The organism is Streptomyces olivochromogenes, assembly GCF_001514115.1.
Taxonomy (GTDB): Bacteria; Actinomycetota; Actinomycetes; order Streptomycetales; family Streptomycetaceae; genus Streptomyces; species Streptomyces olivochromogenes.
This window is the reverse complement of record NZ_KQ948465.1, coordinates 159,835-172,779: the sequence shown is the minus strand read 5'-3', so window position 1 is coordinate 172,779 and position 12,945 is coordinate 159,835. Positions and strand designations below refer to the sequence as shown.

The 12,945-nt window shown below is 69.9% G+C and carries 13 protein-coding genes, 1 tRNA gene and 1 pseudogene; 6 read left to right on the top strand and 9 right to left on the bottom strand.

What is annotated here, in order from left to right:
- Positions 1 to 89 precede the first annotated feature (89 nt).
- The 8 genes from AQJ27_RS33805 to AQJ27_RS33770 form a co-directional block, all read right to left on the bottom strand.
- On the bottom strand, positions 90 to 1,766 hold the full coding sequence (locus AQJ27_RS33805) for a long-chain fatty acid--CoA ligase (protein WP_067376948.1): 1,677 nt from the start codon (positions 1,764 to 1,766) through the stop codon (positions 90 to 92).
- Positions 1,767 to 1,915: 149 nt separating this feature from the next.
- Positions 1,916 to 2,461 carry a SigE family RNA polymerase sigma factor gene (locus AQJ27_RS33800; RefSeq protein WP_067376945.1) on the bottom strand — a complete coding sequence of 182 codons (546 nt, stop codon included), beginning with the start codon at positions 2,459 to 2,461 and terminating at the stop codon, positions 1,916 to 1,918.
- Positions 2,462 to 2,744: 283 nt separating this feature from the next.
- Positions 2,745 to 3,914, bottom strand: a complete 1,170-nt coding sequence (locus tag AQJ27_RS33795) for a lipid-transfer protein (protein WP_067376942.1) — start codon at positions 3,912 to 3,914, stop codon at positions 2,745 to 2,747.
- Positions 3,911 to 4,306, bottom strand: a complete 396-nt coding sequence (locus tag AQJ27_RS33790) for a MaoC family dehydratase (RefSeq protein WP_201264381.1) — start codon at positions 4,304 to 4,306, stop codon at positions 3,911 to 3,913. The genes AQJ27_RS33795 and AQJ27_RS33790 overlap by 4 nt, the downstream gene beginning before the upstream one ends.
- 116 nt (positions 4,307 to 4,422) lie before the next feature.
- Positions 4,423 to 5,454, bottom strand: coding sequence for an acyl-CoA dehydrogenase family protein (locus AQJ27_RS33785; protein WP_067376939.1), 1,032 nt, complete (start codon positions 5,452 to 5,454; stop codon positions 4,423 to 4,425).
- 1 nt (position 5,455) lies between these two features.
- Positions 5,456 to 6,364 carry a bifunctional MaoC family dehydratase N-terminal/OB-fold nucleic acid binding domain-containing protein gene (locus AQJ27_RS33780; RefSeq protein WP_067376936.1) on the bottom strand — a complete coding sequence of 303 codons (909 nt, stop codon included), beginning with the start codon at positions 6,362 to 6,364 and terminating at the stop codon, positions 5,456 to 5,458.
- Positions 6,361 to 7,524 (bottom strand): acyl-CoA dehydrogenase family protein, encoded by a 1,164-nt coding sequence (locus tag AQJ27_RS33775; protein ID WP_067376933.1) that lies wholly within the window; start codon positions 7,522 to 7,524, stop codon positions 6,361 to 6,363. The genes AQJ27_RS33780 and AQJ27_RS33775 overlap by 4 nt, the downstream gene beginning before the upstream one ends.
- 224 nt (positions 7,525 to 7,748) lie before the next feature.
- On the bottom strand, positions 7,749 to 8,054 hold the full coding sequence (locus AQJ27_RS33770) for a hypothetical protein (protein ID WP_067376930.1): 306 nt from the start codon (positions 8,052 to 8,054) through the stop codon (positions 7,749 to 7,751).
- Positions 8,055 to 8,415: 361 nt separating this feature from the next.
- Here AQJ27_RS33770 and AQJ27_RS33765 point away from each other — a divergent pair, with 361 nt between their 5' ends.
- From AQJ27_RS33765 to AQJ27_RS33755, 3 genes are all read left to right on the top strand, one after another.
- Positions 8,416 to 9,336: a bifunctional DNA primase/polymerase gene (locus AQJ27_RS33765; protein WP_067376926.1), complete on the top strand. Its 921-nt coding sequence runs from the start codon at positions 8,416 to 8,418 to the stop codon at positions 9,334 to 9,336.
- A gap of 10 nt (positions 9,337 to 9,346) precedes the next feature.
- On the top strand, positions 9,347 to 9,778 hold the full coding sequence (locus tag AQJ27_RS33760; RefSeq protein WP_067376923.1) for a hypothetical protein: 432 nt from the start codon (positions 9,347 to 9,349) through the stop codon (positions 9,776 to 9,778).
- Positions 9,779 to 9,857: 79 nt separating this feature from the next.
- Positions 9,858 to 10,211, top strand: coding sequence for a VOC family protein (locus AQJ27_RS33755; RefSeq protein ID WP_067376920.1), 354 nt, complete (start codon positions 9,858 to 9,860; stop codon positions 10,209 to 10,211).
- Between the two features lie 365 nt (positions 10,212 to 10,576).
- On the opposite strand, the gene AQJ27_RS56595 is transcribed toward AQJ27_RS33755, so the two are convergent.
- Positions 10,577 to 10,673: transfer RNA gene (locus tag AQJ27_RS56595), tRNA-Ser, on the bottom strand.
- Here AQJ27_RS56595 and AQJ27_RS57475 point away from each other — a divergent pair.
- The 3 genes and pseudogenes from AQJ27_RS57475 to AQJ27_RS33745 all read left to right on the top strand — a co-directional run.
- Positions 10,650 to 10,760 (top strand): annotated as a pseudogene (locus AQJ27_RS57475) (IS5/IS1182 family transposase); the annotation flags it as partial. The gene AQJ27_RS56595 and the pseudogene AQJ27_RS57475 sit on opposite strands and share 24 nt — an antisense overlap.
- A 573-nt stretch (positions 10,761 to 11,333) precedes the next feature.
- Positions 11,334 to 11,870 carry a WxL domain-containing protein gene (locus AQJ27_RS33750; RefSeq protein ID WP_067376917.1) on the top strand — a complete coding sequence of 179 codons (537 nt, stop codon included), beginning with the start codon at positions 11,334 to 11,336 and terminating at the stop codon, positions 11,868 to 11,870.
- 33 nt (positions 11,871 to 11,903) lie between these two features.
- Positions 11,904 to 12,941: a peptidase gene (locus AQJ27_RS33745; RefSeq protein WP_159064451.1), complete on the top strand. Its 1,038-nt coding sequence runs from the start codon at positions 11,904 to 11,906 to the stop codon at positions 12,939 to 12,941.
- Positions 12,942 to 12,945: the final 4 nt, after the last annotated feature.

Below are 12,945 nucleotides of genomic sequence, written 5' to 3'. Positions count from 1 at the left end.
CGGGCCTCGAACTGGGTTCACACATACGACGGTTGGGGTGCTGTTTCACGTGAAACAGCACCCCAACCGTCATTCTGCCGCCGAGAGCCTCAGAGCTGGGTGACGTCCAGCGTGCCCTCCGCGTACTGCCTGCGCAGCACCTTCTTGTCGAACTTGCCGACGCTCGTCTTCGGGACCGACTCGATGATCGTCCAGCGCTCGGGGAGCTGCCACTTGGCGATCTTGCCCTCCTCGGCGAGGAAGGTGCGCAGCGACGCGAAGTCGGCGGTGACGCCCTCCCTCAGGACGACCGTGGCGAGGGGGCGCTCGCCCCACTTGTCGTCGGGGACGGCGACGACGGCGGCCTCGGCGACGGCCGGGTGGGACATCAGCGCGTTCTCCAGGTCGACGGAGGAGATCCACTCGCCGCCCGACTTGATGACGTCCTTGGCGCGGTCGGTGAGGGTCAGGAAGCCGTCGTGGCTTATCGTGCCGACGTCACCGGTCTTGAGCCAGCCGTCCTCGCTGAACTTGTCGGCGGGGCGAACCGGTTCGGAGCCCTGACCGCCGTAGTACGCGCCCGCGATCCAGGGGCCGCGCACTTCCAGCTCGCCCGCGGACTCGCCGTCCCAGGGGAGGCGTTCGCCGCCGGGGCCGGTGAGTCGGGCCTCCACGCCGGCCGGGAAGCGGCCCTGGGTGAGGCGGTACGCGAACTCCTCGTCCGTGCCGACGACACTGGCCGGCGGCCGCGCGATCGTGCCCAGCGGGGAGGTCTCCGTCATGCCCCAGGCGTGGCAGACGCGCATGCCCAGCTTGTCGAAGGCCTCCATGAGCGAGGGCGGACAGGCCGAGCCGCCGATGGTGACCTGGGTGAGCGAGGAGACGTCCCGGGGCTTGGCGTGCAGTTCGCCGAGCAGGCCCTGCCAGATGGTGGGGACGGCCGCGGCGTGCGTCGGCCGCTCGGACTCGATCATCTCGGCGAGCGGCGCGGGCTGGAGGAAGCGGTCCGGCATGAGGAGGTTGACGCCGGTCATGAACGTGGCGTGCGGCAGGCCCCAGGCGTTGACGTGGAACTGAGGGACCACCACGAGCGAGGTGTCCTGGTCGGTGAGCCCCATCGACTGGGCCATGTTGACCTGCATGGAGTGCAGGTAGATCGAACGGTGGGAGTAGATGACGCCCTTGGGGTCGCCGGTGGTGCCGGAGGTGTAACACATGGCCGCGGCGGCACGCTCGTCCAGCTCCGGCCAGTCGTACGTGGTCGGCTTGCCCGCGATCAGCTCGTCGTACTCGTGCACCTGGACACTCGCGCCCTCGAGCAGCGAACGGTCACCGGGGCCCGAGACGACCACGTGCTCGACCGTCGGCAGGTGGGGGAGCAGTGGCGCGAGCAGCGGGAGCAGCGAGCCGTTGGCGATGATCACCCGGTCGGCGGCGTGGTTGACGATGAAGACGAGTTGTTCCGCGGGGAGGCGGAGGTTGAGCGTGTGCAGGACCGCGCCCATGGAGGGGATCCCGAAGTACGCCTCGACATGCTCGGCGTTGTTCCACATCAGCGTCGCCACACGGTCGTCGTCCTCGACACCGAGGTCCTCGCGCAGCGCGTGCGCGAGTTGGGCGGCCCGGTCGCCGATCTCGGCGTAGGAACGGCGCTGCGGCTCTCCCTCACCCGTCCAGGTGATTACCTGCGAGGTGCCATGGATGGCCGACCCGTGGGTCAGGATCCTCGAGATCAGCAGCGGTACGTCCTGCATCGTGCTCAGCACGGCGTCCTCCCGGGGCGACATTGCCTACGAGGTGGTAAGGGATGCGCTGATTCTGCGCACATACCACGTGGTATGTCACTAGCTCCGGACGATCGATCAGGTCACAGGGGTCGTTCGGCTCGGACGGGAACTTTTCCGCAGGGGCCGTTCGGCCCGGATCTGCCGAGGGGTCAGCGCACGGGTTCCAGCTCCGGGTCCTCCCGGAGCTTGCCCAGCGCCCGTGACACCGCCGACTTGACCGTGCCGACGGAGACGCCGAGCACCTCCGCGGTCTGTGCCTCGCTGAGGTCCTCGTAGTACCGCAGGACGACCATGGCCCGCTGCCGTGCCGGGAGTTTCATGATCGCGCGCCACATCGCGTCGTGCAGTGCCTGCTGATCGGCCGGGTCCCCGGCGGGGACGTCCTCCGGCTCCGGGAGTTCGTCGCACACGAACTCGTCGACCTTGCGCTTGCGCCACTGCGAGGTCCGGGTGTTCAGCAGCGCACGACGTACATAGCCGTCGAGCGCGCGGTGGTCCTCGATCCGCTCCCACGCGACGTAGGTCTTGGTCAGCGCGGTCTGCAGCAGGTCCTCGGCGTCGCTCGGGTTCGCGGTCAGCGAGCGGGCGGTACGCAGCAGCACCGGCTGGCGGGCCTTCATGTACGACGAGAACGACGGGTACGGAAGGGTCCGCGTCCCGCCGTTCGAACCGCTGGTGCAGACGAGTGAGGTCATGGCTCCACGCTAGGAGTGACCCCTACCTTTTCGGATCGGCCGCAGGTCCCGAAGAGGTGTCCCCCTCAGGTTGTAGGAGGGGGGCTGGCCCCACCTCCTGAGGGTGGACGAGCGGCGCCTGCACCCTGAGGGTTCACCCCCGAGAGACCCATACGGCCGTAGTACGGCGGCTGACGCCGTACCACCCGGGATGTCCCCGAGGGGCCCTGAGGGCTCCGTGACGAGGGGCGAGCGGGGAGAGTAGGGAGAGAGAGGGGAGAGTGAGGCGAGCCCGACAGCGTACTCATCCCCCGTCCGCCCCCAGGATCAACCCCGAGGTGGGGACCCCGGTGCCCGCGGTGACCAGGATGCGGCCGGCGCCCGGTATCTGGTTCACGGACGTGCCGCGCAGCTGGCGTACGGCCTCCGCCACCCCGTTCATCCCGTGCAGATACGCCTCCCCGAGTTGCCCCCCGTGGGTGTTCAGCGGCAGCCGCTCCTCGGCGACGAAGTCCGCGGCCTCCCCCGGCTTGCAGAACCCGAACTCCTCCAGCTGCATCAGCACGAACGGCGTGAAGTGGTCGTACAGAATGCCCACGTCGATGTCCGTAGGGGTCAGCCCCGAGGTCCGCCACAGCTGGCGCGCCACGACCCCCATCTCCGGCAGCCCGGTCAGCTCGTCCCGGTAGAAACTCGTCATCTGTTCCTGCGCCCGGCCCGCACCCTGGGCCGCCGCCGTGATCACCGCGGGCGGATGCGGCAGCTGCCGGGCGCGCTCCACCGAAGTGACGATCAGCGCCTGGCCGCCGTCCGTCTCCTGGCAGCAGTCCAGCAGCCGCAGCGGCTCCACGATCCACCGCGAGGCCGCGTGTTCGGCGAGGGTGATCGGTCTGCCGTGGAAGTACGCCGCCGGGTTCGTCGCCGCGTACTTGCGGTCCACCACGGCGACATGACCGAACGCCTCGGGCGTCAGTCCGTATGCGTGCAGATACCGCTGGGCCGCCATCGCCACCCAGGACGCCGGGGTGAGCAGCCCGAACGGCAGGGCCCAGCCCAGCGCGACGCCCTCGGCCGACGGCTCCCGCTGCTGCACCCCCGCTCCGAATCTCCGCCCCGACCGCTCGTTGAACGCCCGGTAGCAGACGACGACCTCGGCCACCCCGGTCGCCACCGCGAGCGCCGCCTGCTGGACGGTCGCGCAGGCCGCACCGCCTCCGTAGTGCACCCGGGAGAAGAAGGACAGCTCGCCGATCCCGGCCGCCTGGGCGACGGTGATCTCCGGGCTGGTGTCCATGGTGAAGGTGACCATCCCGTCCACCTCGGCCGGTGTCAGCCCCGCGTCGTCGAGCGCCGCCCGCACCGCCTCCGCGGCGAGGGTCAGCTCGCTGCGCCCGGAGTCCTTGGAGAACTCGGTGGCTCCGATCCCGACGATCGCCGCCCGGCCGCCGAGCCGGTCCCTCGTGCGTACGCTCACGAGGCACCGCCGGGCGGCAGGGTGACCGTCACGGTCCCGGTCACATGTCTGCCGATGCCGTTCGCCCCGACGACGCGCACGGTCGCGGTGTCGCCCTCGACCTCTTCGACTCTGCCGGTCAACACCATCGTGTCGCCGGGGTAGTTGGGCGCGCCCAGTCGTATGGCCACCTTGCGGAGGACGGCCGCCGGTCCGAAGTGGTCCGTGATGTACCGCCCGACGAGGCCGTTGGTGGTCAGGATGTTCATGAAGACGTCGGGGGAGCCCCTGTGCCGTGCCAGCTCGGCGTCGTGGTGCACGTCCTGGTAGTCCCGGGACGCGATCGCCCCGGCCACGATCAGCGTGCGCGTGATCTCGATCTCCAGCGGCGGCAGCTCGTCACCGGCCCGCACCCGCCCGCCCTCTCCGGCCCGCACGCGCTCGCCCTCTCCGACCCGCACCCGCTCGCCTTCTCCGACCCGCCCGCGCTGTCCCTCTGCGACCCGCACGCGCTCCCCTTCCCCGCCCCTCATGTCTCCTCCTCCCCGCTCGCGATCAGCTCCCCCAGTTCCTGGAGGACTTCGCTCCCGCACCCCAGGTACGCGTCCAGCTGCCGCCCCCACAGGAAGTGCCGGTGCACCGGGTGCTCCAGGTCGGCGCCCGTCCCTCCGTGCAGATGCTGGCCCGCGTGCACGACCCGCTGGCCCGCCTCGGACGCCCACCAGGCCGCGGTCAGCGCGTGCGTCGCGTACGCGAGCCCCTCGTCGCGCCGCCACGCCGCCTCGTACGCCGTCACCCGTATCGCCTCGGTGTCCATGTACGCGTCCGCGGCCCGGAGTTGGACACCCTGCTTGGCGGCGAGCGGACGTCCGAACTGCTCGCGTGTGTTGGTGTGCTCCACGGCTCGGGCCAGCGACCCGGCGCACACCCCGGCCTGCAGCCCCGCGAAGGCGGTCCGTGCGGTGGCGAGCACGTCGTCGTAAGCGTCCGTCCCGCCCACCGGCTCACCCGGCGTCCCCTCCAACGTCAGCCGTCCTGCCGCCCAGGGCGCCGTCAGCTCGACCGGCGCGCACCGCGCGTCAGCGGTCCGCACGAGCCACAGCCGGCGCCGGTCGTCCGCGACGAGCACATGGGTGGCGTCCCGCAGCCACGGCACCACGGGGACGACTCCGCTCAACCGCCCCGCCGCGTCCGCCCGTACGCCCCCCGGCTCGAAGACCGCCCCGCACACCACCGCCGTCCCGTCCCCGATCCCCGGCAGCAGCCGCTCCCGCTGCTCCGGTGAACCGTGGGCGGACACCGCCAGCAGCCCGTACACACAGCTCGCCGCGAAGGGCACCTGGGCCGTGGTCCGCCCCTGCTCCTCCAGGAGCAGCACCAGGCCGAGGAGCCCCGTGTCCGCGACGGCCGCCACCAGCCCGGCCGCGCACAGCGCCTTCCATGTCTCGGCGTCGCTGCCGGTGCCGGCCGCGGCGAGCCGCTCCGGGGTGGAGAGGTCGCCGAAGATCCGCGCGGCCAGGTCTCGGGCGGCCGCCTGTTCCTCGGTGGGCGTGAAGTCCATGTCAGCGTCCCCCCTCCGCACCGGCCCGGAAGACCGGCAGCACCAGCTCCTCGTCGTACCGCTCGAACCGGAGCCGCACGGGCATCCCGATCCGCACCTTGTCGTACGGCACCCCGATGACGTTGCTGACGATCCGGACGCCCTCGGCGAGCTCGATCAGACCCACGGCGTACGGAGGGTCGAAGGCGGGGAACGGCGGGTGGTGCATGACGACGTACGAGTAGACCGTCCCGTCTCCGCTCGCCTCGACCGTGTCCCACTCCGGGGAGCCGCACGCGCCGCACCCCGGCAGCCAGGGAAACCGCAGCGTTCCGCAGCCGCCGCACCGCTGGATCAGCAGCTGGTGCCGGCCGACGCCCTCCCAGAACCCGGCGTTGTCCCGGTTGACGACCGGTCGCGGCCGGGCCGCCTTGGACTTGGGGCGCGCCGGGGCGTACTTGAGGATCCTGAACCGGTGCGTCCCCGCCGGCTCCCCGTTCGCCCGTACGTCCATCCGTGTCGTGACGAAGTGCCCGGTGCCCAGTTTGGTGGTCTTGCGCTCGGAGACCGACTCGATCACCGCGTCGAAGGTGATCTCGTCGCCGGGCCGCAGCGGGCGCAGGTACTCCTGCTCGCAGTCGGTGGCGACCACGGAGGTGCAGCCCGCCTCGTCGAGCAGGCCGAGCAGCTCGTCGTAGGCGTCCGAGCGGCCCTCGTGCCCGGACAGGCCGCCCATCGTCCACGCCTGGAGCATGGTGGGCGGCGCCACGGCGTCCGGACCCGTGTACGCCGCGTTGGTGTCGCCCATCGCCTCGCACCAGTGCCGGATCATCGGCTCGTTGACCGGGTCCTTGCCCACGCCCGCGACGGCGGCCGCACGCCCTTCGTACGCCTTGAGCCGCGCCGCCGGCTCGGCCGCCTCGTCGCTCACCGCCGCCCCCTCGTCATCCCGAGCCGCATGGTCGCCACGATCTCCCGCTGCACCTCGCTCACCCCGCCCCCGAACGTGTTGATCTGCGCCGCCCTGTTCATCCGCTCCAGCTCGCCGTCCCCGAACACACCCGGCGAACCGGAGCGCACCAGCGCCTGCGCACCCACGACTTCCTGACACATTCGGTACGAAGCGACCGCCGATTCCGTTCCCGCGACCTTCACGCCGCTCGCGTCGCCCGGGGCCAGTCGGCCGGCCCCGACATCCCCCACCAAACGCCAGTTGAGCAGGCGTGATGCCGCCAGCCGGGCATGCACCTCGGCCAGCCGAAAACGCACCCAGGGCTCGTCAACCCGACGCCGCCCCGTCACCGGATCGGGGGTGCGCGCCGCCCGCAGCGCGGCCGCGTAGAAGTCCTCGGCCTGCATGCCGATCGCGGCGAGGGCGACCCGCTCGTGGTTGAGCTGGTTGGTGATGAGCTCCCAGCCGCCGTTCTCCTCGCCGACGAGGTTCGAGGAGGGGACGCGGATGCCGTCGTAGTACGTGGCCGTGGTGGTCAGCCCGCCCACCGTCTCGATCGGTGTCCACGAGAAGCCCGGCGCGTCCGTGGGCACGAGGACGATCGAGATGCCCCGGTGCTTGGGGGCGTCGGGGTCGGTGCGGCAGGCGAGCCAGATCCAGTCGGCGTGCTGGGCGTTGGAGGTGAAGATCTTCTGCCCGTCGATCAGCCAGGCCTCGCCCTCGCGCACGGCCCGCGTGCGCAGCGCGGCCAGGTCCGTGCCCGCCGAGGGCTCCGAGTACCCGATCGCGAAGACGAGGTCGCCCCTGAGGACGCGCGGCAGGAAGTACTCCTTCTGCGCCTCGCTCCCGTACTTCATGAGGGTCGGTCCGACGGTGTTCAGCGTGACCATCGACACCGGTGCTCCGGCCCGGTACGCCTCGTCGAAGAACACGAACTGCTCGTCGGCTCCGCGCCCTTGGCCCCCGTACGCGACGGGCCAGCCGATCCCGAGCAGTCCGTCGGCGCCGATGCGGCGCAGCAGCGCGCGCTGCCTGCCGGGGTCGTCGGCGGACGGGGGACCATCGGGCATCAGGTCCCGGAAGTACGCACGCAGTTCGGCGCGCAGCCGTTGCTGGCGCTCGGTGGGGGCGAGGTGCACGGCGGCGGCCCTCCCGGACCTCGTACGAACAAGGTTTTCTGACTGTCCGTCAGATAACGGGAGCTGTCAAGGTCACGACGGGACCGTCGGGGACGGACACACGAAAACGTCTGCGCGACGACACCCAAGTGCCGTCGCGCAGACGCGTTACCACCCCACAAGAGCACCCCACACGGTGCTTCAGGGCCGATGAGCCCGTCGAGAGCGGGCGAATCGGCCCCGGCTCACCAGAGGTTGGTGAAGTTGACGACGGCGTTCGACTGGTCGATGGCCGTGAACGCGGAGCCGTTGACCTGAGCCGTGTTGTTCTGGTTCGAGGCCCCGGAGCCGACCGCCTGCTGCTGCGTGGTCGAGGAGTTGCCGCTGTTGTTGTGTCCTACCCCGCTGCCACTGACGGTTGCCACGCCCGCGTTCGATCCGTTGTCCGCGAAAGCGCCGTTGTCCGCCGTGGCCACACCCGTGAAGAGGGCGGCGGCGAGAGGCAGGGCCGAGACGGCGGCGAGAACACGGGCGGTACGGATGCTTGCCATGTGAATTCCTCCAAGAACCGGATGTACGGACCGGCGCGAACCGGGAAGCACTGCTCGTTCCAAGGCGGTTGGCCGACCGCCCCGGCGCTGATCACGACGTCGCGACTCCAGAGTTGCCCACCGAATCCCCGGCGAACCACCCCGGAAGCCGTGATTCGCCCTCAAGCGTGAGTACATGTCGATAAACCCTCTTCATGACAAGAAACCCCAGCTCAGACCGGATCGGACAGCTCGACCCCGGGCACCCCAAGCGGGGAACCGTTCCGCCACTTTTTGGCCAATCACCCTTAAATCCCCTTCCCGGCACCCACGCGCCCGGCAAGCCCTTCCCTTTTTCGAACACTCGTACGAACATAGATGCATGGCCACCATCGACCGGCAGGCCACGACCCTGGCCCTGGCCCACGCCCTGTCCGCCGCCGAACGCGGCCTCGCGGTGATCCCGCTGTCCCGCACGAAGCTCCCGGCCCTGCGCTCCCCCCACCGCGACGACCCCGATCCCGACCCGACGTCCCCTCCCTGCCACGGCGCATGCGGCCGCTTCGGACACGGCGTGTACGACGCCTCCACCGACCCCCGCCGCATCCGCGCGCTCTTCGCCGCCGCGCCCTGGGCGACCGGCTACGGCATCGCCTGCGGCCTCGACCCGCACCGCCTCATCGGCATCGACCTCGACACCAAATCCGGTACGGACTCCTCGGCCGCCCTGCGCGAACTGGCCCTGCGCCACCTGTTCACGATCCCGGAGACGGTGGTCGTGCTGACCCCGAGCGGCGGCCGCCACCTCTGGTTGACCGGACCGCCCGACGTGGTCGTCCCCAACTCGGCGAGCCGACTGGCCCCGGGCATCGACATCCGCGGCGCCGGCGGCTACCTGGTCGGCCCCGGCTCCCGCACCGAGCACGGCGTGTATGGAACGGCCCCGGGCACCGCCCAGTTGGCGCCCGCGCCCTGTCCACGCGAACTTCTGCGCCTGCTCACGCCCCCGCCCCGCACGCACCACCGCGCGCCCCCTGCGACCGGCCAACACGGCCAGGGGCTGGTCCAGTTCGTGCTCGCCGCCCACGAGGGCCAGCGCAACACCCGCCTCTTCTGGGCCGCCTGCCGCGCCTACGAGAACGGCATGGGCCCGGAGCTGACCACCGCACTCGTCGAGGCCGCCGTCCGCACCGGCCTCACCGAACGCGAGGCCCGCTCGACGATCGCCTCGGCGTCCCGGATGACGTTCCCGCGCCCCGGACCACCGGAAAACGACACGACACCACGTACCGCCCGTCCCTAGGCTGCGCGCCATGGCCCTGACCCGCGTCACCCTCACCTCGGGCAGAACCGTCGAGATATCCGACCTGCGTCTCACCTCGACCTATGGCGGAATGCTCGAGGGCTACCCCTTCACGCGCTGGAACGACCGCCTCGTCGACGGCTTGGCCCGGCGTACCGCGGCGGCGTTCCCCAACACCCCGACGCACCTCGTCACACCCCACCGAGACCATCCGGACCTGCCCGCCGGCGGCTTCGGCCCGGTCGAACTGCTCCCGGCCGTGACCTGCGTCGGCCTCTTCCTTTCCCACGCGGTCGACCCCGCCGTCGACCCCGTCCTCCACCGTTCGGCCCTCGCGGTCGCGTGGTTCCAGGCCACCCCCGACATCCCGTCCGGCGACACCGCCGATCCGGCCCTGCGCGCCATCCCCTGGGACGAGGCCGCCCATGACTTCGAGCTGTGAGCCGTGGTGGGCCTTGAGGCTCTGCAGAGCGGGGGGAGAGTGCCTGTTCTCGAAGCCCCGGTAGGCCTAGGCTCGGCCGATGACCTTGGAATGGCGAAATGTAATTGTTCATTCGGCAGATCCGGAGGCCCTGGGGCAGTGGTGGGCCGAGGCTCTTGGTTGGGTGGTGGTCCACTCCTCTGATGTGGAGTTCGCGATCCGCCCGGAGCCGGATCGCCTGCCGGGGTTGGAGTTCGTCCTGCTGGAAGAGAGCAAGAAGGCCAAGAGCCGACTGCATCTCGACTTCGTGCCTGATGATCAGGACGCCGAGGTGGCTCGCCTTGAGGCTCATGGCGCACAGCGTGTCGATATTGGTCAGGGTGACGTGCCGTGGGTTGTCATGGCAGACCCCGAAGGCAACGAGTTCTGTGTCCTTGGCCGACGACCTCAGTGAGAACCACTGAGAGCGCGCGTGTCCAGCGTGGCGGGCTCGCAGTTCGTAGGCTGTGTCAAAGGCGCAACGGGCTGACATCAGCGCCTGCCACCAACACCGGCGAATAGGGGCGGGGGCTCAAATTCCGTTGGCCCCACCCGCGGAAAGACCCCCGGTCCTGATGGGCCGGGGGTCCTTTGCGTGTTCGGCCGACACGGTCGCCGGAGACGGCGGCTGCCGTCAGCGCACCAGGGTGTGTGGATCAGAAGACGCCGGGCCCCTGCCGTGCGCGATCCACCGGCAACTGACGGGGAACCACGATGGTTGACGGACAACGCACATGAGAACGGCCCCCGACCGAGTCGCCTGGTCAGGGGCCGTTCACCTGCGGTGGGTGTGGGATTTGAACCCACGGTGACATCGCTGCCACGACGGTTTTCAAGAGCGTCGCCGTGACGCGCTGGCTGTCGTCGGCCCCACCGCCGATACGAGCGCAAGGCCGGACACTTCCTCGGCTTCCTCGGCTTCGTCGGCACAGCCGCAGCCCTCATCTGTCACCGCCGCCTCTGACCTGCTGCCGAGCTGTCGGCACCTGTCAGCGGTGGTCACCATTGAGTGCCCTTCCACGGCCCGAGGACGGCCCGGGAGGGCGCTCGTGCGTGAGCACCGCGTTACGTGAGCACCGCATTAGGAGTTCGATCAACTGAACCTCTTTCCTGGGTGCGGAGCCCGCGGCGGAGCACGGCGAGTGTCCCTGGAGGTGCCCAAGGCCGATGCAGTCTGCTGACGTTGCCGCCAAGGGTTGCCGTCAGGACCTCTCACCTGTTGTGTTGGTCCGCGGATGTGCGCTATTGACCGTCGGCGTTGTCACGCAGCTATTACCGGTTCTTGACTGGCTCCTGGCATACCCCGGAGCTTCGAAAACGACTCCGATAAAGATGGGAAAATAGCAATTTCGGCAGCGTGGTCAACCTAACCTGCGGCGGAATTAGGCCAGTTGATTCGAGCGGTGACGAATCCGCGTCCGAACGAGTGGAAGAGATCTATTCGTGAGAATCTCACACATTCTTTACACCTCGCCGCCGCTACGTTGATGCCGCAGATCTCAGATCGCTGTCGCGAAACAGTAGAGGATCGATCAATATGCGTAGGCGTCAAATCGCTATTCCCCTCCTCGTCGGCGCCCTCGGCGTGCTGCCGCTCGCGGCACCGGCGTCCGCGGCCGGGAGCGGCAGCACGCCGGTGACGGTCACGGTCACCACCGGCACACTCGACATCACCGTCCCGGCGGGTCCGGTGTCCCTGGGCACGGTGCCGGCCCTCGCCACCGCTCAAACGGTCAGCGCGCAACTCGGCAACGTCACGGTGACGGACAGCCGGGGCGGCACCACGGGGTGGGTCGTCACGGCCAACGGGAACGACTTCGTCGGGCCCTCCTCAACCATCTCCGTCTCGGCCGCGGGCTCCTCCTCGTACACGTCCCCTGCCGCCGCCGTCACCGGCACCGCGAATGTCGCGCCCAGCGATCTCAACCCGCTGTACCCGCCCGGTCCGGTGCAGACCGCCACCGGAGTCGCAGGGGTCAACACCGCCACCTGGAACCCGACCATCACCCTCAACCTTCCCGCGAACACCGTGGCGGGGACGTACACCTCAACGATCGTCCACTCCGTCGCCTGAGCACACGCATGACATCTCCAGAGGTCCTCGACTTTGAGTAGATTCATTCCCGCCCGGGTGCTGGCGGGTACGGCGATCGCCGTGTCCGCCAGCGTCCTCGCGCCCAGCACCAGTACCGCCGTCCCGGCGCCACGGTCGCCACACGGCACACACCACGATCCCGGCAGTATCGGCATCCGGCTTGTCGATGTACCCGCCAAACTGGCCGACGACCCCAGAGCCAGGGAATACATCATCGACAACCTGCTACCCGGCACGATCATCCACCGCCGCATCCGGGTCGTGAACAAAAGCACCTCCACGCAGCACGTGGACGTGTATCCGGGCGCCGCGGCCATCACCCACGGTTCGTTCATCGGCGCGCGGGGCGGCACCCGAAACGACGTGACCACCTGGACGAAGCTGGGCCATTCCAGCCTTGATATTCCTGAAGGCGGCACCGCCGACGACACCGTGACGATCGCGGTACCGGCCGACGCGGCACCCGGTGAGCGATACGCCGTGCTGTGGGCCCAGGTTTCCGACGGTCACGGCGCCGACGGCGTCAGACTGGTCACCCGTACCGGCATCCGCCTCTACCTGTCCGTCGGCGGCGACAATCCCCGGTCCGCGGCCTTCAAAGTCAACACGATGACCGCCGCGCGCAACCCCGCCGGGGACGCGATCGTCGTGGCCCAGGTGCACAACACCGGCGGCCGCGCGGTGGACCTGAGCGGCACGTTGAACCTCTCCAAGGTCTCCGGGAACCTCACCGCAGGCCCCTACAAGGTGAAGCTCGGCACGACCCTGGCACCGGGCCAGTCCGAACCGGTGACCGTCCCAGTGACCGACCAGGTGGCAAACGGACCGTGGAATGCCACCATCGACCTGAAGAGCGGACTTCTCGATGAGACCGCCCACGCCCGGATCACCTTCCCCGACACCCCCGGCATCGCCGCCGCGGTCGCCGTCACTTCGCCACGCACACCTACCCGCCCGGTCCTCATCGGCGTAGTCGTCGCGGCGTTCCTCCTCGGCACGGCCACCCTGCTCACTGCGGCCCGCCTACGCAGACGCCGCGGGAGCACGTGATCCA

What these genes read in the sequence shown, in the direction of transcription:
- AQJ27_RS33805 (WP_067376948.1), bottom strand. Translation starts at nt 1,766, where the DNA reads ATGTCGCCCCGGGAGGACGCCGTGCTGAGCACGATGCAGGACGTACCG.
- AQJ27_RS33800 (WP_067376945.1), bottom strand. Translation starts at nt 2,461, where the DNA reads ATGACCTCACTCGTCTGCACCAGCGGTTCGAACGGCGGGACGCGGACC.
- AQJ27_RS33785 (WP_067376939.1), bottom strand. Translation starts at nt 5,454, where the DNA reads ATGGACTTCACGCCCACCGAGGAACAGGCGGCCGCCCGAGACCTGGCC.
- AQJ27_RS33770 (WP_067376930.1), bottom strand. Translation starts at nt 8,054, where the DNA reads ATGGCAAGCATCCGTACCGCCCGTGTTCTCGCCGCCGTCTCGGCCCTG.
- AQJ27_RS33765 (WP_067376926.1), top strand. Translation starts at nt 8,416, where the DNA reads ATGGCCACCATCGACCGGCAGGCCACGACCCTGGCCCTGGCCCACGCC.
- AQJ27_RS33760 (WP_067376923.1), top strand. Translation starts at nt 9,347, where the DNA reads ATGGCCCTGACCCGCGTCACCCTCACCTCGGGCAGAACCGTCGAGATA.
- AQJ27_RS33755 (WP_067376920.1), top strand. Translation starts at nt 9,858, where the DNA reads ATGACCTTGGAATGGCGAAATGTAATTGTTCATTCGGCAGATCCGGAG.
- AQJ27_RS33750 (WP_067376917.1), top strand. Translation starts at nt 11,334, where the DNA reads ATGCGTAGGCGTCAAATCGCTATTCCCCTCCTCGTCGGCGCCCTCGGC.